The organism is Butyricicoccus porcorum, assembly GCF_002157465.1.
Taxonomy (GTDB): domain Bacteria; phylum Bacillota; class Clostridia; order Oscillospirales; family Butyricicoccaceae; genus Butyricicoccus_A; species Butyricicoccus_A porcorum.
The window spans coordinates 37,302-56,905 of record NZ_NHOC01000006.1 but is presented as its reverse complement, the minus strand read 5'-3'; the positions used below and the strand labels follow the sequence as shown (position 1 = coordinate 56,905).

Annotated in this window: 17 protein-coding genes and 1 tRNA gene; 7 read left to right on the top strand and 11 right to left on the bottom strand. The window is 52.2% G+C overall.

Annotated features, from left to right (window positions below):
• Positions 1–2: 2 nt before the first annotated feature.
• The 6 genes from CBW42_RS08435 to recJ are packed head-to-tail and all read right to left on the bottom strand — an operon-like array spanning position 3 to position 7,810.
• A complete protein-coding gene (locus CBW42_RS08435) occupies positions 3–923 on the bottom strand; it encodes a uridine kinase family protein (RefSeq protein ID WP_087019939.1) in 921 nt (306 codons plus the stop codon).
• Between the two features lie 9 nt (positions 924–932).
• Positions 933–2,402, bottom strand: coding sequence for a coproporphyrinogen dehydrogenase HemZ (gene hemZ, locus CBW42_RS08430; protein WP_087019934.1), 1,470 nt, complete (start codon positions 2,400–2,402; stop codon positions 933–935).
• Entirely contained in the window at positions 2,399–3,049 is a 651-nt protein-coding gene (locus tag CBW42_RS08425) for an MBL fold metallo-hydrolase (RefSeq protein WP_087019931.1), read from the bottom strand. Before CBW42_RS08425 ends, hemZ begins: the two co-directional genes overlap by 4 nt.
• A 10-nt stretch (positions 3,050–3,059) precedes the next feature.
• Entirely contained in the window at positions 3,060–3,518 is a 459-nt protein-coding gene (gene dtd, locus CBW42_RS08420) for a D-aminoacyl-tRNA deacylase (protein ID WP_087019928.1), read from the bottom strand.
• A 10-nt stretch (positions 3,519–3,528) separates the two neighbouring features.
• Complete coding sequence (locus CBW42_RS08415) at positions 3,529–5,685, bottom strand: RelA/SpoT family protein (RefSeq protein WP_407922959.1); 2,157 nt, start codon at positions 5,683–5,685, stop codon at positions 3,529–3,531.
• 10 nt (positions 5,686–5,695) lie between these two features.
• Entirely contained in the window at positions 5,696–7,810 is a 2,115-nt protein-coding gene (gene recJ / locus CBW42_RS08410; RefSeq protein WP_087019923.1) for a single-stranded-DNA-specific exonuclease RecJ, read from the bottom strand.
• Positions 7,811–8,102: 292 nt separating this feature from the next.
• Between recJ and CBW42_RS08405 the strand changes: the two genes are divergently transcribed.
• Positions 8,103–8,179, top strand: a tRNA-Pro gene (locus CBW42_RS08405).
• Positions 8,180–8,492: 313 nt separating this feature from the next.
• A complete protein-coding gene (locus CBW42_RS08400; protein WP_087019920.1) occupies positions 8,493–9,233 on the top strand; it encodes a FadR/GntR family transcriptional regulator in 741 nt (246 codons plus the stop codon).
• Between the two features lie 11 nt (positions 9,234–9,244).
• Here CBW42_RS08400 and CBW42_RS08395 read toward each other — a convergent pair whose 3' ends face one another.
• The gene (locus CBW42_RS08395; protein WP_087019917.1) at positions 9,245–9,472 is read right to left on the bottom strand and encodes a hypothetical protein; all 228 of its coding nucleotides are present in this window, start codon (positions 9,470–9,472) and stop codon (positions 9,245–9,247) included.
• A 282-nt stretch (positions 9,473–9,754) separates the two neighbouring features.
• Here CBW42_RS08395 and CBW42_RS08390 point away from each other — a divergent pair, with 282 nt between their 5' ends.
• From CBW42_RS08390 to CBW42_RS08370, 5 genes are all read left to right on the top strand, one after another.
• Positions 9,755–11,296 (top strand): L-lactate permease, encoded by a 1,542-nt coding sequence (locus tag CBW42_RS08390; protein ID WP_087019914.1) that lies wholly within the window; start codon positions 9,755–9,757, stop codon positions 11,294–11,296.
• Between the two features lie 43 nt (positions 11,297–11,339).
• Positions 11,340–12,761 (top strand): FAD-binding oxidoreductase, encoded by a 1,422-nt coding sequence (locus CBW42_RS08385; protein WP_087019911.1) that lies wholly within the window; start codon positions 11,340–11,342, stop codon positions 12,759–12,761.
• Positions 12,762–12,796: 35 nt separating this feature from the next.
• Positions 12,797–13,597: an electron transfer flavoprotein subunit beta/FixA family protein gene (locus CBW42_RS08380; RefSeq protein WP_087019908.1), complete on the top strand. Its 801-nt coding sequence runs from the start codon at positions 12,797–12,799 to the stop codon at positions 13,595–13,597.
• Positions 13,598–13,613: 16 nt separating this feature from the next.
• A complete protein-coding gene (locus tag CBW42_RS08375) occupies positions 13,614–14,615 on the top strand; it encodes an electron transfer flavoprotein subunit alpha/FixB family protein (RefSeq protein WP_087019905.1) in 1,002 nt (333 codons plus the stop codon).
• A gap of 90 nt (positions 14,616–14,705) precedes the next feature.
• Complete coding sequence (locus CBW42_RS08370) at positions 14,706–15,851, top strand: acyl-CoA dehydrogenase (RefSeq protein ID WP_087019901.1); 1,146 nt, start codon at positions 14,706–14,708, stop codon at positions 15,849–15,851.
• A 166-nt stretch (positions 15,852–16,017) separates the two neighbouring features.
• Here the strand turns inward: CBW42_RS08370 and CBW42_RS08365 are convergent, their stop codons facing one another.
• The 4 genes from CBW42_RS08365 to CBW42_RS08350 all read right to left on the bottom strand — a co-directional run bounded on the left by CBW42_RS08365 (position 16,018) and on the right by CBW42_RS08350 (position 19,513).
• The gene (locus CBW42_RS08365; RefSeq protein ID WP_087019899.1) at positions 16,018–16,533 is read right to left on the bottom strand and encodes a hypothetical protein; all 516 of its coding nucleotides are present in this window, start codon (positions 16,531–16,533) and stop codon (positions 16,018–16,020) included.
• Positions 16,530–17,162, bottom strand: coding sequence for a TetR/AcrR family transcriptional regulator (locus tag CBW42_RS08360; protein WP_087019896.1), 633 nt, complete (start codon positions 17,160–17,162; stop codon positions 16,530–16,532). Before CBW42_RS08360 ends, CBW42_RS08365 begins: the two co-directional genes overlap by 4 nt.
• Positions 17,134–18,258, bottom strand: coding sequence for a radical SAM protein (locus tag CBW42_RS08355; protein WP_087019893.1), 1,125 nt, complete (start codon positions 18,256–18,258; stop codon positions 17,134–17,136). Before CBW42_RS08355 ends, CBW42_RS08360 begins: the two co-directional genes overlap by 29 nt.
• A gap of 358 nt (positions 18,259–18,616) precedes the next feature.
• A complete protein-coding gene (locus CBW42_RS08350) occupies positions 18,617–19,513 on the bottom strand; it encodes a YitT family protein (RefSeq protein ID WP_087019890.1) in 897 nt (298 codons plus the stop codon).
• Positions 19,514–19,604: the final 91 nt, after the last annotated feature.

Sequence of the window (19,604 nt, the reverse complement as noted above, 5' to 3'; positions counted from 1 at the left end):
TGTCAGCCGATGAATTCATGCATGATAGACTGCGGCGGGATCAGCTCTAAGTTTTCCAGCGGCTCAAATCGGTCGAGTGCCCGGACAAGCGGTTCCAGTCCCGCGTCAATCATGTCCTGATGGTACGGCTCCGCTTCCTGGCGAAGCTGATTCATCAGAATACAGTCCTCATAGGGCAGATACGTGTTGAGAATATAGGAAGCTGATGGGATATATGGCCGAATATACAGCCGTTCACCGCGCCGGACAGAGCGCCACATCCGAATGGTATCCGAAATCGGTGCATCGCGGAAATTCCGGTCGCGGATGGCACGCCGCACAAACCGCAGCTCATGGGGTGCGAGCCGCCAGTCGTTGGACAGGACGACCTCTGTGCCGACCGCCATATAGACCCCGATGGCGTGTTCCTTTATCTTGCCGGTAATGACATCGTTGAGCGCATGGATGCCTTCGATGACGGCAATTTCTCCCTTGCCCAAACGGACCTCTTCCCGCTCTTCTGTCCGCCGGTGCGTCATGAAGTCATACTTGGGAACTTCTATGGTTTTCCCCTCGCACAGTGCAGCCAGATGCTCGCTGAGCAGCGGCAGATCCATACACAACGGGGATTCCAGATCATCCGCACCGTCCTCGTCCTTCGGGACAGAATAGGTATTCCGGCTCAGATAATAGTCATCCATGGAAATCGAATGCGTCCGGATCCCCTTTCGCTGTGCGGCATCGCGAATGCGATGCGCTGTCGTGGTCTTTCCGCTGGAGGACGGGCCATTGAGCAGCAGGATCATGCGTTCCTCACATCCCGCACAGATGCGTTCCGCGACATTCTCGATGACATTGGTATAGCTCTGTTCACAGGAAGCAACGAACTCCGCCGGATCCCGGCGGCAGCGTTCATTGATATCCTCAAGATTGAGATACTGCAAGCAAATCCCTCACAATTCGGAAGCCCAGGCAAGCAATGCCTGCTTCCCCGCGTTGATTTTTTCCAATGAAGTATTGTATTCATATGGATATTTCGGGTTGTTGATGCGCCGGATTTTTCTTCCATCCGCGCTCAGCAACTTGGTCATGCCGCCCGCGCCGAGCGATACAATGGTCTGAAGCTCCTCCATCATATAGACATTATACCAGCATTCATATCCCATTTTGCACCAGCCGACATTCTCAAAGCCACCCGCCATGAATTTCTGGCGGTACAGATAATACGGCGCATAGCCGGCAGCGGTCAGATTTTGGGACGCGATATCCAGCATCTGTCGCACAGTCTCGTGCTTTTCCGCGTTGCGCACACGGTCGTGCTGGTCTGCGCCGCGCTTGGCGGCGAGCGTATGGACGGTAATATTTTCCGGGTTCAGCCCGATGAGTGTATCCATGGTATGCGCAAAGCTCTCCGGTGTGTCGCCGTCCAACCCTGCGATGGTGTCCATATTGATGGCACGGAAGCCGATGCCACGCGCCATTTCGTAGGTGTCCAGCACAGCCTGTGCGCTGTGGTGCCGCCCGATTGCAGCAAGCACCTCGTCATTCATCGACTGCGGATTGATGGAAATGCGGTCGACGTCATGCTGTGCCAGCACATGCAGCTTTTCCTCTGTGATGGTGTCCGGACGCCCTGCCTCGACAGTAAATTCCGTCATATACTGTAAATCAAAGGCGTTTTGTACGGTATCCAGCAGGCGTTCCAGCTGTTCTGCCGACAGCGTGGTCGGCGTGCCGCCGCCGATATACATCGAGATAATATGCAGATCCGCCTGCTTTATGATTTTACCCGTATGCACGATTTCCGCGCACAGCGTATCCAGATATTCCGCCATGAGTCTGCCTGCCTTCTCGATGGAATGGCTGACAAAGGAGCAGTAGCTGCACCGCGACGGACAGAACGGAATGCCGATATAAATGGAGATATCGCGCGGATGCAGCCGTTTTTTACAATCGAGCGCAATGCCCGCTGAACGAATGGCGAGTGCACGCCGTGCCGGTGAAACATGGTATTGCTCGGTCATCAGTTGTGCGACCTGTACCGGGGTATACCCCTTTTCGAGAAAGCCGCGCGCAAATTTCGCCGGACGGACGCCGGTCAGGGATCCCCACTCGGGAACGGCATCCAAAAACGGGGTTACCGCTTCAAAAATGGCCGATTTCACCGCATGTGTCTGCGCGCGCTTGGTATCCTCTTCGCTGTCTGTAACCGGCGCGCGCTGTTCCACGCAGACCTGTCTGCCCCCGCGCGTACAACAGACGCGAATCACAGTCTCTGTCCCAGTGTGGTCGATGGCTACGCCAAGCGCATCCGTGCCCTCCGGCGCAAACTCTACGCGTTCCGGGGTCTCAGCAGGCAGCAGGCACAGCAGCATTTCACGGACATGATGGTCATTTTCCAGACCGTGTACAGTATAGATCATTGTTTCACAGCCTGCTGCATATACGGATTGGATGCGCGCTCCCGCTCCAATGTGGACAGCGATTCATGTCCCGGCAGCACCTGATAATCTCCCGGCAGCTCATACAGCCGTTTGAGCGACTTCAGCATCGCATGCCAGTCGCCTCCCGGCAGGTCAGTGCGGCCACAGGACTGGCAGAACAGCGTGTCACCCGTAAACAGAATGCTGTTGTCCAACAGAATCGTACATGAGCCGGGCGTATGTCCCGGTGTGCTGAGATACTTTGCCGTCATGCCGCCGAACGTGACCTCTGTTCCCTCTTCTGCCCAGATATCCGCGCCCGGGAAATCAAAGCGGTTCATCAGCTGACGGCCATATGCGCCAAAGGGGGACAGCGATGCATTTGCGTCAAACAGGTATTCGTCCGCTTTGCTGACGACAACCTGCGCGCCTGTGGCTTTTTTGAGTGCGCCGACCGCAAGAATATGGTCGAAATGCGCATGTGTCAGCAGGATATATTTCAGCGTTATTTTTTTATCCTCGATCTCCGCCAGAAGCATGTCTGCACGGTCGCCGGGATCGACAATGGCACCCTCGAGGGTATTCTCATCATATACCAGATAGCAGTTGGTGGCGACATCACCCACACAAAATTGCTTGATTTTCATACAGTCTCCTTTATTTCTTTCGCATCAGCTCATCGGTATCCATAAGAATGGTCACCGGGCCGTCGTTCAACAGCTCAACCTGCATGTCTGCACCAAATTCGCCGGTCTGTGTCTCAATCCCGAGACCCCGGCAGCAGGATACAAAATATTCATACAGTTCGTTTGCCTGTTCGCCCTTCGCCGCGCCGATGAAATTGGGGCGCTTGCCTTTGCGACAATCGGCATACAGTGTAAACTGGCTGACAGCGAGAATTTTCCCGCCGACATCGTCGAGCGACAGGTTCATTTTATCGTTTTCATCGGTGAAAACACGCAGACCGACACATTTGCGCGCCAGATAGAGCGCTTCCTCCGCGGTATCCTCCGGCGCAACGCCGAGCAGGATCAGAAAACCCTTTCCAATCTCGCCCGACACAGTGCCGTCAATTGTCACCTTTGCATGTGACACGCGCTGTAATACTGCTCTCATTGCGCCCTCCTCACGTCGACTGGCGGACGACGTTGATGACGCCCTTGATGCTGCGCAGCTTTTTGGTCAGCGCATCCAGCTGGGACAGGCCGGTCACGTCAATCACAATGTTGATGATGCCAAAGCCCTCCGACAGCGTTTTGCCGTTGAAGTCGCGCACATTGATATGGTTATTTGCGAGAATCTGGAGCACCTCACTCATGACGCCCATGCGGTCGGTCGTGGAGACCTGAAGGGCTGTACTGAAGCGTTCCTTGACCTCGATGTGGTTTTCATCCCATGAGACCTTGATCCAGCGATCGCGATCCTCCGGACTGCTGTTTTTAACATTGACGCAGTCCTTGCGGTGGACAGATACGCCATAGCCGCGCGTGATATAGCCTATGATATCATCGCCCGGGATCGGCGTACAGCAGCGCGCAAATTTGACCTTACAGTTGCCGATATCCTCGACAATAACGCCCGAATCCGACTTGGTATGCTTGTGAGTGGTCAGCGGATGATGTGCCTCCTCCGCCTTTTTCGCGCGGATAACCTCATCCTTCACCTTGTTGAGCACCTTGGTGACCGTGATGCCGCCATAGCCGATGGCCGCATACAGTTCTTCCAGCGACGGATACCCGAACTTGGTCAGCACGGCCTGTTGAATTTCCGGTTTCTCCATAAAATGGCTGTACAGCAGGCTGGAACGCAGCTCGCGGTCGAGATCCTCCCGGCCCTGTTCGATATTCTCCTCGCGGCATTCTTTTTTAAACCACTGTTTGATTTTGTTGCGCGCCTCAGAGGTCTTAATCATCTTGAGCCAGTCACGCTTCGGGCCATGAGTTTCCTTGGACGTGAGCACCTCCACGATATCGCCATTTTGCAGCGCATAATCAATCGGCGCAATGCGGCCGTTGATCTTGCACCCGATCATACGGTTGCCGACAGCGGAATGAATGCCATAGGCAAAGTCAATCGGCGTAGACCCCGCCGGAAGATTGACAACATCGCCCTTCGGCGTGAAGACAAAGACCTCATCGGAGAACAGGTCGACCTTGATCGCCTTGATAAAGTCCTCCGCTTCGGTATCCTGCTGCGATTCCAGCAGCTGGCGAATCCACGCATATGTTTCCTCATTGCCGGTCTTGTCGACGCCCTGCTTGTATTTCCAGTGTGCCGCGACACCGTATTCCGCCATCTTGTGCATTTCCTCCGTGCGGATCTGCACTTCAAACGGCACGCCCGAACGTCCGATAACGGTCGTATGCAGCGAGCGGTAGCCGTTCGGCTTTGGCGTGGAGATATAGTCCTTGAATCTGCCCGGAATGGGCTTATACAAGTCGTGCACATAGCCAAGGACATTGTAGCAGTCCGCAACCGAATCGACGATGACGCGCACGGCGCAAATGTCATAAATTTCGTCAATGCTTTTATTCTGTGCATACATCTTGCGATAAATGCTATAGATGTGCTTGACGCGCGCGGAAATCGAGTTGCGGATGCCGCTCTCATCCAGCTTTTTGCCGATGGTCTTTTTGATGCGCTCCAACATTTCCTCATGCTCGTTTTGCTGGCGCGCGAGACCGTCTACAATTTCCTGATAACCGACCGGGTCGAGCCGCTGGAGCGAAAGATCCTCCAGCTCCCACTTGATCTTCTGCATGCCAAGGCGGTGTGCAATCGGCGCATAAATCTCCATGGTCTCCAGCGATTTAGAGCGCTGTTTTTCCTCCGGCATAAACTCAATCGTCCGCATGTTGTGCAGGCGGTCAGCGAGCTTAATCAGAATGACACGGATATCCTTCGCCATGGCGATGAGCATCTTGCGCAGATCCTCCATCTGTTCCTGCTCCTTGGAGTAATGCAGGCGGCCCAGGCGGGTGACGCCATCGACAAGGTTTGCAACCGATGTGCCGAATTTTTCCTCAATCTGTGCATACTGGAAATCAGTGTCCTCCATGCAGTCGTGCAGCAGACCGGCACAGATCGAGTCGGTATCCAACCCCATCTCAACGATAATTTCAGCGACAGATACCGGATGAATGATATACGGATCGCCGTTTTTACGCTTCTGCCCTTCATGCGCCGCAGCGGCACATTCATATGCGGCGCGGATTTTCTCGACATTTGCGGAAGAATTCTGCTTCTGCACACGTTCGATCAAAAAATCAATTTTTGTTTTCATATCCATACGCTTACTCCCCGGCTGTGATCGAATGATCGGCCGTACTCTGTTGTTTTCTCTGCCGCAGGGTTGCGAGAACCACGGATTTCGTGATATCCGCTTTTCCCTTGAAGGGCCGCAGCCTGATATGTAGCAGGTTGTTTTTGAAATGATAGCTCAGCAGGCAGCTCTCGGAAAAGACATCCAGACAGACAAACAGCTTTCCGATGTTGATACAGCGGCGCGATTCATAGGAAATGCGCCGGGAAAGGGTGTTGTACGGTGCTGTCAGCTTGCCTGCTTCCGCACGCGAAATAATATGACGCCAGACAGCAACCAGATCTGCTCTGTCCGGATACATGTCATTCACCTGCCGGTCTGTCAGCTCCTTCCCATTGATAAAGGCAGAATATACAGACAAGTAATAGTGATCCTTTTCCAGCTCGCAATCACTCAGGCGGATATCCTTCAGCATCAGTTGAATGTCCTGCCGCCCGCGGAAGGTGTTGATTTCCAGACTGAACGCAGCATCCACGACATCACCCTGTACAACCGGGCATCCACCGGAGCCTGTGCCGAACAGCATGGCAGTAAACCGCCTGCCGCCCTTGATAAGCGACATTTTCAGATGTCGGTCACTGGAAATCGGGGTGATTTCCTCCACTGTAAGCTCCCGGACGGCAAACACCGGCTCGCGGTTTCCCATGCCATACGGTTCGAGAATGCCAAGATCACGAATAGCTTCGAGAGAAATATCATCCGGCGTAATCAGACAGTCGATGTCGACAACCGGCATCAAATCTTCGTCATGAATGTTTTCGCGCGCATATGCGCAGATGCTTTGCTTGAACGCAGGCAATTGATCTCGGCTGATGGTAAGACCGGCTGCCAGCGCGTGCCCGCCGAATTTTTCGAGGTATTGTGCGCTGTTTTCCAGCGCTTCGAACAGGTTGAACCCGCCCACGGAACGGCCGGAGCCCTTGCCCTGATCGCCATCAAGCGAAATGAGGACAGTCGGACAGCCATACCGATCGGAAATGCGGGACGAGACAATGCCGATGACACCGTGATGCCAATTTTCCCCCCACAGCACAATCATACGGTCGACCTGCGGGTCATATTCTTTTTGAAGCACATCAAACGCCTGCTTTAAAATGGCATTTTCCGCATTTTGCCGCTCTTTATTCTGACAGCACAGCATAGCGGCAATCTCCTGTGCACGCAGCGGGTTGTCTGTCAGAAACAGCTCTGCCGCCTGATCGGCGCAGCCCATACGCCCGGCGGCATTGATACGCGGTGCGAGGGTAAAGCTGACAATCGTCGAGGTCATGCGGCGCGTTTCCACACCGGATTCGCGCATCAGCATGCGCAGGCCGGGATTGTGTGTCTGCTGGAGAACCCGCAGACCGTTGGCAACAATCACGCGGTTCTCGCCCTGTAACGTCATAACATCGGCAATGGTGCCGACGGCAACCAGATCCAGATAGGATGCCAGAATGCTCCCCAGCTGCGCCGACCCGGCGAGTGCACAGATCAGCTTGAACACCACACCGACACCCGCAAGATCCTTAAACGGGTAGGTGCTGTCAGCACGCTTCGGGTTGACCACGGCGATGGCATCCGGCAGGCTGTCCTTGCATTCATGGTGGTCGGTGACAACTACCTTCAGGCCGATCTGGCGCGCATAGGCGATTTCCTCCGCCGCAGTAATGCCGGAATCGACGGTCACGACCAGAGAAACTCCTCTGTTCCGCAGCTCCAGCAACGCCTTCTTATTCAGGCCATAGCCCTCCGTGAGCCGATCCGGGATGTAGTAGCTGCATGTTGCGCCCTGGCTTTTCAGATACCGGATAAGCACACAGGTTGATGTAATGCCGTCGACATCGTAATCACCGAATACCGCAATGTGTTCCCCGCGCAGGATTGCAGTGCGAATGGTGTCCACAGCCGCCTGCATATCGGGCAACAGCAACGGATCATGCAGCCCGGACAGGTCGCAAGAGAGAAATTCAGCTGCCTGTTCCGGTGTATCCAGCCCGCGTGCGCACAAAACAGCGGCAGTCAATGGCGCATATCCGCACTGACGCGAGAGATTTCGGATCTTCTCGCGATTCGGTGCAGCAATATTCCATTTTTTCGATTTCATTGCAACTCCTCTTTTTATTTTAATTCAAAGATATTATAACAAAAAAACCAGACACTCTCAAGATTATAGACAAAATTACTAAAATCCCCGACCAGATATCCGCTTTTTCCGATTTTTGTCATGCATATGGCATGTCATATCCCTGTCTGTCTTTCAGAGCAGCATCTTTTCCTGCCATCAAAAAGGCAAACGCGAAAAAACTTTGCAAAACCAGAAAATAATTGTTGACATTCCAACAGATGCCTGATATAATAATTTTCGTTGCAGCGAGAAAGGTTGCGAAACAGAATAACGAGGTGTGGCTCAGTTTGGTAGAGCGCTGCGTTCGGGACGCAGAGGCCGTGGGTTCAAGTCCCGCCACCTCGACCATCTTCAGACGAACGATTGATTCTCATCGTTCGTCTTTTTTCATGTCATGGCACCGGATACAATCCAGCGGATATGCATACGCCCGTTTTTGGCATCCCCCGCTTTTTGTCCTGTTTTACTCTCTTTCTGTCTTTTCTGTTTACTTTCGTACTGTATGTGTGCCATTCTATCTACATTTCGTTATGAAAAAGTACAAATTATTTATACTTTTATATATTTACAAACGGTGTTCAAATCCAATATAATGATTTATGTTTATTCAGGATATTTCGCACTGCGCGTTATCCCATCATAAAAGACACAGGTGAACAATATGGTTGAAAAAAAAGCATACAGAGTCGTATTCGATTATTTTAAAGGCAAAATACTCAGCGGAGAAATCGGTATCGGCTACAAACTGCCTGCCGAACGGGATATCGCAGAACAGCTGGGCGTGAGCCGCAATTCCGTCCGCGAAGCAATCCGTATGCTGGAAATGATGGGGTTTGTCAAAAGTCTTCAGGGCTCCGGCAATTATATCTGCTGCGATCCGCACGGTTATTTTACGCAGTCTTTTAATATGCTGATGGTTCTGCGCGACATCAGCTATAACGAAATCTTTGACATCCGCCGCGCCATGGAATTTGAAGCACTCACGCTGGCAGTACAGAATATCACGCCGGAGGAACTGGAACGCCTGCACGATGTCCTGCAACGAATGGATGAGCCGATGAGTCTCAAAAGCAACGCAAAGCTGGATGTGGAATTCCATCGCATTCTGATTCACGCGTCACATAACACCCTGATGATCTATCTTACACAGCTGATGAGTGACCTATTGGATATCTTTATCAAAAACCTGCGCACCTCGATTCTCGCTGACCGCCGTCGTTCCAAGGCGCTGCGCGCCGCACACTGGGACATTTACAACGGTCTGCTGACGCACGACGCGCCGCGCGCATACGAAGCGATGGAACAGCACTTTGAAATTGTCAAGGAGCATGTCATCAAATTCGAACAAAAACATCCGGATTTTTCCGATCAGGAGCCGGATTGTCCGGATTATATCATTTAAACCTGATTGATCTAAACCTGACTGATCCGTGATTCAACCCCTTCCTCCGCAGTTCTGCGATGCAGAACTGCGGTTTTTTGTTGGCCTGCCACCGTTTGTGCAATTGTGCCGAAATTTTCTTTTCCCCCTTCCGCTTTTTGTTCATTTTTGGAAATAAAAAATCTGTTATTTGCAAAGCAATCGACAGAAAGTGCTGTTTTGTCGCTTTTTCCGTGTGCCAACCCGGTTTTTTCCGGCATTGGAAAACTTCGCCGATTGCTCTTGATTTTCAAAAAATCCAGTTGTAGAATAAAACATGTAGAAGGTAGTACCAATTTAACGGTGCGCAGCTGCAATCCTCAGATTCTTCCCGTTATTTTTGGACACAAAGCGAATATTGTCCAATATAATCCGGCAGAATTTGCGAAATTCGGCAATTGAATTTGCATAATCTTGAGAGTGGCAGGATTATCGCAGAATTTAATTCGAAAATTGGTAATGCCAATTTGCCCGAAAGAGATGCAGTAAAGGAGAGTAGTAATATGCTGTTTCTGAAGTTTATCCTTGCGATGCTGCCTATCATTTGGCTGATCATCGCATTGGCCGTACTGAAGATGCCCGGCTATCGCGCCTGTCCCATCGCACTGATTGTTGGCATCATCGCTTCTATGATGATCTGGAAGTTCAGTGCCATCAATATGGCTACCGCTTGTGTCGAAGGCATTCTGAATGCTCTTTGGCCGATCTGCTTGGTTATCGTGGCAGCGATGTTCACGTATAACCTGACACTCGAAACCAAGGCGATGGATAAAATCAAGCAGATGCTTACGATGGTGTCCAACGATAAGCGTGTTCTTGTTTTGATTATCGCCTGGGGTTTCGGTGGCTTTATGGAAGGCATGGCAGGTTTTGGCACCGCCGTTGCCATTCCCGCAAGCATGCTGGTCGCATTGGGCTTTGAGCCGATCTTTTCCGCCGTCGTTTGTCTGGTCGCGAATGCTGCTCCGACAGCATTCGGTTCGGTAGGCGTTCCGACAACGACACTCGGCTCTGTCACCGGTGTGGATGTCCCGACACTGGCCAGTGCCACCGGCCTCCAGCTGTCGCTGTTTATGTTCATCACCCCGTTTGTCATGGTCGCCATGTGCGGCAAGGGGTTCAAGGGTCTCAAAGGCATGATCCCGACAACGCTGATCTCCAGCCTTTGCTTTGTGGTTCCGTTCTATCTGGCATCCCATTTCCTCGGCGCAGAACTGCCGGATATTCTGGGCTCCATCTGCTGCATGGTTGGCACCGTCATCGCTTCCCGCATTTTCAACCGCAATCCTCCGGCAGAATTTTGTATCTCCGCTGAAAAGAGCGAATCGAACAAATCGATTGCATTGGGCGAGGCCATCCGCGCATGGATGCCGTTCCTGCTGATCTTTGTTCTGCTGATGGTAACATCCAGCCTGATTCCGCCGATTCACGATTTCCTGGCACAGTTCAAATCCACGGTACATGTTTATGCCGGCGATGATACCTCAACGCTGAGCTTCAGCTGGGTCAACACACCCGGTATCCTGATCTTTATCGCTGCGATTATCGGCGGCCTTGTCCAGGGCGCATCCTTTTCCACGATGTGGAAGGTCTTTAAAAAGACAATGGTGAGCATGGCCAAGACCATTCTGACCATCTGCTCGGTTCTCGCACTCGCCAAGGTCATGAGCCACAGCGGCATGATCTCCGACATCGCGAAGTTCTTCGTCGCGGCAACCGGCCACTATTATCCGTTCGTTGCCCCGCTGATCGGTGCACTGGGTGCATTCGTCACTGGTTCCGGTACATCTACAACGGTTCTGTTCGGCGGTCTGCAGGCAGAAACCGCATCCGCCCTCGGCATCAATGCAGCCTGGCTCGCATCCGCAAATACGGTCGGTGCCTGCATCGGCAAGATGATCTGTCCGCAGTCGATTGCAATCGGCGTCGGCGCAATCAACCAGCCCAATTCAGACAGCCAGATTCTGAAAATATCCATTAAATACTGTGTTGCATACGTCATTCTTGCAGGCATTGTCTGCTTTGCAGGCTCGCTGATCCTGTGATTGTTTTAAATAATAACTCAATTTTGAGTAGGAGGGAATTTATATGAGTACTTACAACACATTGACAGCTGAAATCATTGAACAGCTGCAGGCAGCTGCTCCCGGAAATGTGATTACCGGCGAGGACATCAATCCGGACTACAGCAAGGACGAAATGCCGATTTATGGCACCCATGCTCCTGACTGCGTCGTTGTGCCGCGCAGCACCGAAGAGGTTGCCGCAGTCATGAAGATTTGCAATGAAAACAAGATTCCGGTTACCCCGCGCGGCGCCGGTACCGGTCTGGCAGGCGGTGCAGTTCCGCTGTACGGCGGCGTGCTCATCGACACCACCAAGATGAATCAGATTCTGGAATACGATCTGGAAAACTTTGTCGTCCGCATTCAGCCGGGCGTGCTGCTCAACGACCTCGCGGAAGACTGCAGCAGCAAGGGTCTCCTGTATCCGCCTGATCCGGGTGAAAAGTTTGCCTGTGTCGGCGGCAACGTCGCAACAAACGCAGGCGGCATGCGTGCTGTCAAGTACGGTGCAACGCGCGATTATGTCCGCGCCATGACCGTTGTTCTGCCGACCGGCGAGATCACCCACCTCGGCGCAACTGTTTCCAAGACCTCTTCCGGCTACTCCCTGCTGAACCTCATGATCGGTTCGGAAGGCACGCTGGGCATCATCACCGAACTCACCCTCAAAATTATCCCGGCGCCGAAGAAGGTTGCCAGCCTGATTATCCCGTTCGAGGATCTCGACACCTGTATTTCCACCGTTCCGAAGTTTAAGATGGCACATATGGACCCGCAGGCGCTTGAATTTATGGAGCGCGAGATCGTCCTGTCGTCCGAGCGCTATATCGGCCGCAGCGTATTCCCGCAGGTCATTGACGGCATTACCGCCGGCGCTTATCTGCTTGTCACGCTGGACGCCAACAATGAAGACGAGCTGGATGCCCTGATTGAGCAGGCAGCCGAACTGGTTATGGAAGCCGGTGCCATCGACGTCCTGGTTGCCGACACGCCGAACAAGATGAAGGACGCATGGGCAGCCCGCTCCAGCTTCCTCGAAGCAATCATGGAGGAAACCAAGCTGCTGGACGAGTGCGACGTTGTCGTTCCGGTCAACAAGATTGCATCCTATCTGGCTTATGTCAACAAGACCGGCGAAGAGTGCGGCCTGACCATCAAGAGCTTCGGCCATGCAGGCGATGGCAATCTGCACATCTATCAGTGCTCCAACGACCTGACTGAGGACGAATTCAAGGCCCGCGTTGACAAGTTCTTCGAACTGATCTACGCAGAGGCTACCGCACTGGGCGGACTGGTTTCCGGCGAACACGGCATCGGCTCCGGCAAGATCAAGTATCTGGTCGAATCGGTCGGCGAAACCAACATGCGCCTGATGGAAGGCATCAAGCATGTATTTGACCCGAATATGATCCTCAATCCGGGCAAGGTCTGCTACCGTCTGTAAGCAGAATTTTAAATGAACAAACAGGAGGCTGTCCTATGAATATCTTAGTCTGTGTAAAGCAGGTACCGGATACCAACGAAATCAAGATTGATCCGGAAACTCATACTCTGGTCCGCGCTGGCGTACCGAGCATCGTAAACCCGTTTGATACCTATGCGCTGGAAGCCGGCGTCCAGATCAAGGAAGCAGTCGGCGGCAAAGTTGTCGTTGTATCCATGGGCCCGGAGCAGGCGGCTGATGCACTCAAAACCTGCCTGTCTGTCGGCGCAGATGCTGCCTATCTTGTCAGCGGCAGGGAGTTCGGCGGTTCGGATACCCTCGCCACCAGCTTTATCCTCTCCCATGTCGTCAAGGCAGTGGAAGAAAAGGAAGGCGCACCGTTCGATCTGATTCTCTGCGGCAAGCAGGCTGTCGACGGTGATACAGCACAGGTTGGCCCTGAGCTGGCAGAGCATCTGGGTCTGCCGCAGATCACCTATGCGATGGATCTGACCGTCGAAGACGGTGCAATCCAGGTCAAGCGTGAATGCGATGAGGGCTATGACCTGATGACCACTTCCCTTCCGGCTGTTGTCACAGTTGTCAAGCTCCCGACAGAACCGCGTTACCCGACCATCCGCAGCAAGATGGCTGCAAAGAAAAAGCCGATTCCGGTGCTGACCGCGGAAGACCTCAAGATTGATGTTGCCCGCTGCGGTCTGAAGGGCTCCCCCACCAAGGTCAAGAGCACATATACGCCGAGCCGCGAAAAGAACGGCATGAAGATTGCCGGTCTGCCGGCTGACGAAGCTGCGGCACAGTTGGCAACCCTGCTGACTGATGCGAAGATCCTGTGATTGAGAGGTAACCATTATGAGTGAAGCATATCAGAACATTTGGGTGTTCGTTGAAACAGAATGCGGCAAGGCCAAGAATGTTGGCTTCGAGCTGCTCAACCCGGCCAGAGAACTGGCTGATAAAAAGGGCTGCAAGCTGGTTGCTGTCGTCATCGGCAAGGATGTCGAGCACGTGGCAAAGGATGCCATCTGCTATGGCGCCGACAGCGCAATCCTGGTAGAAGGCGACGAGTACGAATATTATTCCACCGATGCTTTTGCAACGGCACTGTTCGAGCTGATCCAGAAGCACAAGCCGGAAACCGTCATCATTGGCGCAACCAACAACGGCCGTGACATGGGTCCGCGTGTATCCTGCCGTCTGAAAACCGGCCTGACTGCTGACTGCACCGCACTGGATATCGACGAAGAGACCGGCTGCATTGCATGGACCCGTCCGACATTCGGCGGCAACCTCATGGCTACCATCGAGTGCCCGGAATGCCGTCCGCAGATGGGTACCGTCCGTCCGGCAGTCTTCAAGAAGGCTCCCTATCAGGCAGATAAGACCGGTGAAATCATCCGCGAGGACATCCATGTTGCCGCAGATGCCATCCGCACCAAGCTGGTCGAGCGTGTCAAGGAAGTTGCCGAAGCAGTCAATCTGGAAGAGGCTGACATTATCGTATCCGGCGGCCGCGGTGTCGGCAGTGCAGAAGGCTTTGCCACCATCCGTGAGCTGGCTGATCTTCTCGGCGCAACCGTTGGCTGTTCCCGTGCTGTTGTCGATGCAGGCTGGATGCCGCATGCACATCAGGTCGGCCAGTCCGGCAAGACCGTTGCTCCGAAGGTATACATCGCCTGCGGCATTTCCGGTGCAATTCAGCACGTTGCCGGCATGAGCGGTTCTGATACCATCATTGCAATCAACAAGGACGAGGAGGCACCGATCTTTGAAGTAGCAGATTACGGCATTGTCGGCAATCTGTTCGATGTCATCCCGGCCTTTATCGAAGCATACAAGAAGATCAAGGCATAAATTCTTCTTCCAGCCCATAGGGGGAGAAATTGCCCACCGGTTTCTCCCCCATCTTTCCTAATCAACGACAGTAAAAAGTGAGGTATATCTATGGATTTTCGAATTGATGAAGAACATCAGGAACTGATTGACCTGTATCGCGAATTTGCACAGAATGAAGTTAAGCCGATCGCGGCTGAAATCGATGAAACCGAGCGTTTCCCGATGGAAAATGTAAAGAAAATGGCTGAAATGGGTCTTCTGGGCATCCCGTTCCCGGAAGAGTACGGCGGAGCCGGCATGGATACGCTGAGCTATGTCCAGTGTATCGAAGAGCTCAGCAAGGTCTGCGCATCCACCGGTGTTATTGTATCCGCACACACCTCGCTGTGCGCAACGCCGATCTACATGTTCGGTACGGAGGAGCAGAAGCAGAAATATCTCGTTCCGCTGGCAACCGGTGAAAAGCTGGGCGCTTTCGGCCTGACCGAGCCGTCCGCGGGCACCGATTCCTCGCAGCAGAAGACCACCGCTGTTCTGGTTGATGACGACCACTGGGTCCTGAACGGCTCCAAAATCTTCATCACCAACGCAGGTGCTGCTGACATCTTCTTCATCCTCGCCATGACGGACAAGTCTCTGGGCAACAAGGGCATTTCCGCATTCATCGTGGAAAAGGGCATGCCGGGCTTCTCCATCGGCAAGCATGAAAACAAAATGGGCATCCGCGCTTCCTCTACCTGTGAGCTGATCTTCGAGGACTGCATCGTTCCGAAGGAAAACCTGGTCGGTGAAATCGGCAAGGGCTTCAAGTATGCGATGATGACGCTGGACGGCGGTCGTATCGGTATCGCTGCACAGGCACTCGGCATCGCAGAGGGCGCAATCGAGGAAACTGTCAAGTATGTTCAGGAGCGCACGCAGTTTGGCCGCCGCATTTCCCAGTTCCAGAACACGCAGTTCGAGCTGGCTAAAATGCAGGCAAACACCGAAGCTGCCAAGCTGCTGGTTTATCAGGCAGCCTGCGCAAAGGACAACCATGAAAAGTATACGCATCTGGCTGCTATGGCGAAGCTGGTTGCTGCCAACAATGCGAGTGATGTTACCCGTCGCTGCCTGCAGCTGTTCGGCGGCTACGGCTACACCAAGGATTATCCGATTGAGCGCATGATGCGTGACGCAAAGATTACGGAAATCTATGAAGGCACCAGCGAAGTTCAGATGATGGTCATCTCCGGTTGGATGGGCGTCAAGTGATCGAGCTGTATATACGATAACAAGCCTGTATACCCCCTTCTACTTATTATCACACACACTGCGGGCCGGTTTCGATGTCAATCGAACCGGCTTTCGCATGAAATCCGTAAAATAGCAGCAAGCCCGCCTGCCTGAAAAGCAGAAACGGGCTTGCTGTTTTTATGCTTCAGATTTTTTGCTGTCCGGTGTACCAATCCAGCACCGGCCGGAGATTTTCCTCACTGACATAGTTTCCGCCATGCAGCATCATATCCAGCATGACATCCTCATCCGGCGTCCGGTCAGTTTTCTCTGCCAGACCCTTTCCGGCTGTCTTTGCCATGACCTGCATCATGAGCTTGTACATGCCGTGCAGCTTGTTCATGTCAAAGCCGCCCTGCAGAGTAAACAGCGGAATGGATGCATCTATTTTTGTCGCGCTTCGCACTTCTTTCAGCTGGGAGCCGGAAGCTCCCATGCACACGCCGCATGCACAGGCAATGCGGTATCGTTTTGCTGCTTTCTGATAGCCCTGCATATTGCTCGCCATAATCCAGCCCAGATAAATGATTTCGGACTGCTCCGGCAGCGCAGCTTTTGCCTGATCCAGCGAATAGACCGGAAGATTTGTTTTCTCATGCAGGAGTTCTGCATATTGAGCGGTATATCCCGAATTTGAAGTATAAACAATGGCTGTAATCATATGTGACTGTTCCTTTCCTGTACCGTATAGATGCGGCAAAATTCTGCTACCTGCATATCCAAGGCTTGCAGGGCTTCTTCTACGTTGTCGGTTCTGCCGTTGTATTTGCTCAACAGAAAATAAATCGGTGCATAAAAGCTCATGGCAAGCACACGCGGATCTGCCTCCCGGAAAATTCCCTGACGAATCATTTCAGCAAATAACCGGGTCTGATAGGCAATACTCTGGTCAAAGAAAATGCTGCGATAAATTTCATAAATTTCCTGATTTTGATATTGCTCCATCACAGCAAGCCGCCAGAACCGGGAAATAAAATCATCCTTCAGATAAAAGAGGAAAACCTTCCGGCTCAACTGCTGGAGATCTTCTACCGTCATTCTGCCGTATATGGCAGCAGCTGTTTCATTGTCCTCCTGCGGCAGCCCTGCATCCACAGACATTTGGTCCATACATCTCCGCATCTGATCGACAATGGCATCGATAATCTCCCGTTTACTTTTGAAATGCTTGTAGATCGAGCTGTCTTTAATTCCAACTGCATCCGCAATATTCTTCACGCTGGTTCCCTTGTAGCCCTGTCTGGAAAATAGGGTCAGCGCTTCATCTACAATTCGTTCCTTGGTTGTCATGCGATTCCTCCAGCATTTTTCTGACCTCTTGTTCCTGCTCAAACAGGACACAACCACCGATATGTTCGGCTTCCAGATTCCTACTTTCCCTGAGCCGGACAAACAACGGAGATTTCATTGCTTCCCGCAGCCCGATTGCTGCCACATTTACATCAGAATACGGTGAAAATGGACAGGGTTCCGCGCCACCGAATGCATTGATATGGAAAAAACCTCTGCCTGCCGCGAGACATCCGCCGGAACCTCTCTCATCTCCGGGGAAAGCGAGCAGAACCATGTCTTCCCGATATTCCCGCAAGGTATTCAGCCGATTCATCATATCTGCCCGGGTCACATCATCCAACGCCTGCGCCTTTGTCGCCGCATCAATCGGCACATATTCCACATAGACAATACCCTTGCAGCCCTGCTCTGCCAATGCCGCGACGAAATCCTCCGACAGCGTTTCCGCCAGGTTTTCCTTTGTGACGGTGACGGATGCAGCAAAAACAATTCCTTTCTCATTCAACCGCTTCATGCTGCGGACAAGCATCTGATACACTCCGCTGCCGCGCCGCAGATCAGTTGTACTTTCGTTTCCTTCTATGCTGAGAACCGGAACGAGATTTCTGCTGCGGCTGAGCAAAGCAAGAGAATCCTCTGTCAGCATGGTTCCATTTGTAAAAACCGGAAATAAGATATTTTTATGTAACGCTGCCTGTTCCAGCACGTCCAGCCGGAGGAATGGTTCCCCACCTGCCAGCAGGATAAATGCAATGCCAAGCTCGGCTGCCTGTCGAAAGATCTCTCCCCATGCATCCGCGCGGAGCATCGGATGCTTCAAATCAATCCCATCCTGACAGCTGTGATTCGCCCGCGCATAACAGCCCCGGCAATGCAGGTTGCACTGCGTGGTAATGCTGGCAATCAGAAACGGTGGAATGTGTTCCCCGTTGTCCGCATGTGCGCGCCGGATACGGCTCGCTTTCCGGCTGTCGCGCAAATACTGTATCAGAAACAGGCTTTCCTTTGGGTTCTTTGCAGTCGCTTTCATAATCCCGGCTATCACCTGTTCAACGCCGCTGCTTAAATACCCTTCCAGATCAAATGATTTCATCTGCTCCTCCCATTCTGTCCCAACTGTATACGTTCTTTCCAATTCAAGCTAGTAAATACTAGCTCATTCACAGTATAAGCTAGTATTCACTAGCTGTCAAGGGTTTCAGATCAGTCGCTGGCTAAAAAAACTTCTCATCCCCATATCCGTGGCAATGAGAAGTTTTTCTAGGCGCTATCTGAAAACCGAGAAAATAACGGATATTTCGCAAAGGCGCGGAGGATTCGAGGCAAAAACACGTCCAAATCCTTTCGGATTTCAAGCGGCTTTAACGAACAAACAACCCACATTTGTGGAAATAGTCAAATTTTTCGACTTTTCAGATATGTCTTAATCATTTTTGTCGCTCAGGCAGAGTCTAGCGACATTTTTTCACCTTTTTCTTTATTTCCTGCTTGGGTTGGTGCTCTGAAAACCCCTCTCCAAAGACCTCATTTGTCTCCGTAACCATAACAAACGACATTTTGTCAATCTCCTGTACCGCACGGCACACCAGATACGCCTGTGATTTGGAACAGGCGCAGAGCAGCACATTCTTCTCCTGCTTTGTATAGCCGCCCCGTGCCCGCAATTCGGTAGAACCGCGCCCGATCAGCTCGCCAATGCGCTGTGCAATTTGTTCACCGCAGTCAGTGACAATGATAATCAGTGCACCCGCATCCATGCCATACATAATTTTGTCCAGCACCAATGAAGTCAATATTGTGGCGGTGAGTCCGTAGAGCACGGAATCTACATTTCCGAATACCGGCCATCCCAAAAGAATAATGACCAGATCTATCGTCATGGAAACAATTCCAATTGACAGATGTGGACGCAATATCTTGATTGACATGACAAGAAAATCGATGCCCCCGGAAGAAGAGCCGCGCATATAAAAGAATGCAAGACCGATTCCGGCAAAAATACCAGAGTACAATGCCGCCATAAACTGCGAACCGGAATAGGCCGGCAGCCGCGGAAATAGGATATCCAGAAAAACCGTGCAGAAGCACATCGTTTTCATGGTTTTCAGCAAAAAACTTCTTCCTACGATCCGATAGCTCAATAGGATAAGCGGTATATTTAACGCCATCGTGGTTATACCAATGGGAAATTGCCACAAATAATTCATAATCAGGGCAAGTCCGGTCAGGCCGCCCAACGCAAAAGTTGCTGTTTTGGCAAAGGTATAAACGCTTGCGGAATAGAAAAATGAGCCGATGATGTCGCAAAGCAAATCCAACGCTATGTTTTTGGCTTGCGCTGTTTTCATATGACTCTCTCCTTTTCTGTGCTGCTTATAGATTTCCCGGCTGACAGCAGTTTACACAGTAAAATCGAAAAGTCACAGGCATACTGTCACG

Coding starts and splice junctions, on each gene's coding strand:
- dtd (WP_087019928.1), bottom strand. CDS start 3,518: ATGAGAGCAGTATTACAGCGCGTGTCACATGCAAAGGTGACAATTGAC.
- CBW42_RS08415 (WP_407922959.1), bottom strand. CDS start 5,685: ATGAAAACAAAAATTGATTTTTTGATCGAACGTGTGCAGAAGCAGAAT.
- CBW42_RS08370 (WP_087019901.1), top strand. CDS start 14,706: ATGGATTTTCGAATTGATGAAGAACATCAGGAACTGATTGACCTGTAT.
- CBW42_RS08390 (WP_087019914.1), top strand. CDS start 9,755: ATGCTGTTTCTGAAGTTTATCCTTGCGATGCTGCCTATCATTTGGCTG.
- hemZ (WP_087019934.1), bottom strand. CDS start 2,402: ATGATCTATACTGTACACGGTCTGGAAAATGACCATCATGTCCGTGAA.
- CBW42_RS08360 (WP_087019896.1), bottom strand. CDS start 17,162: ATGACAACCAAGGAACGAATTGTAGATGAAGCGCTGACCCTATTTTCC.
- recJ (WP_087019923.1), bottom strand. CDS start 7,810: ATGAAATCGAAAAAATGGAATATTGCTGCACCGAATCGCGAGAAGATC.
- CBW42_RS08425 (WP_087019931.1), bottom strand. CDS start 3,049: ATGAAAATCAAGCAATTTTGTGTGGGTGATGTCGCCACCAACTGCTAT.
- CBW42_RS08375 (WP_087019905.1), top strand. CDS start 13,614: ATGAGTGAAGCATATCAGAACATTTGGGTGTTCGTTGAAACAGAATGC.
- CBW42_RS08385 (WP_087019911.1), top strand. CDS start 11,340: ATGAGTACTTACAACACATTGACAGCTGAAATCATTGAACAGCTGCAG.
- CBW42_RS08395 (WP_087019917.1), bottom strand. CDS start 9,472: ATGCCGGAAAAAACCGGGTTGGCACACGGAAAAAGCGACAAAACAGCA.
- CBW42_RS08380 (WP_087019908.1), top strand. CDS start 12,797: ATGAATATCTTAGTCTGTGTAAAGCAGGTACCGGATACCAACGAAATC.
- CBW42_RS08355 (WP_087019893.1), bottom strand. CDS start 18,258: ATGAAATCATTTGATCTGGAAGGGTATTTAAGCAGCGGCGTTGAACAG.
- CBW42_RS08350 (WP_087019890.1), bottom strand. CDS start 19,513: ATGAAAACAGCGCAAGCCAAAAACATAGCGTTGGATTTGCTTTGCGAC.
- CBW42_RS08365 (WP_087019899.1), bottom strand. CDS start 16,533: ATGATTACAGCCATTGTTTATACTTCAAATTCGGGATATACCGCTCAA.
- CBW42_RS08400 (WP_087019920.1), top strand. CDS start 8,493: ATGGTTGAAAAAAAAGCATACAGAGTCGTATTCGATTATTTTAAAGGC.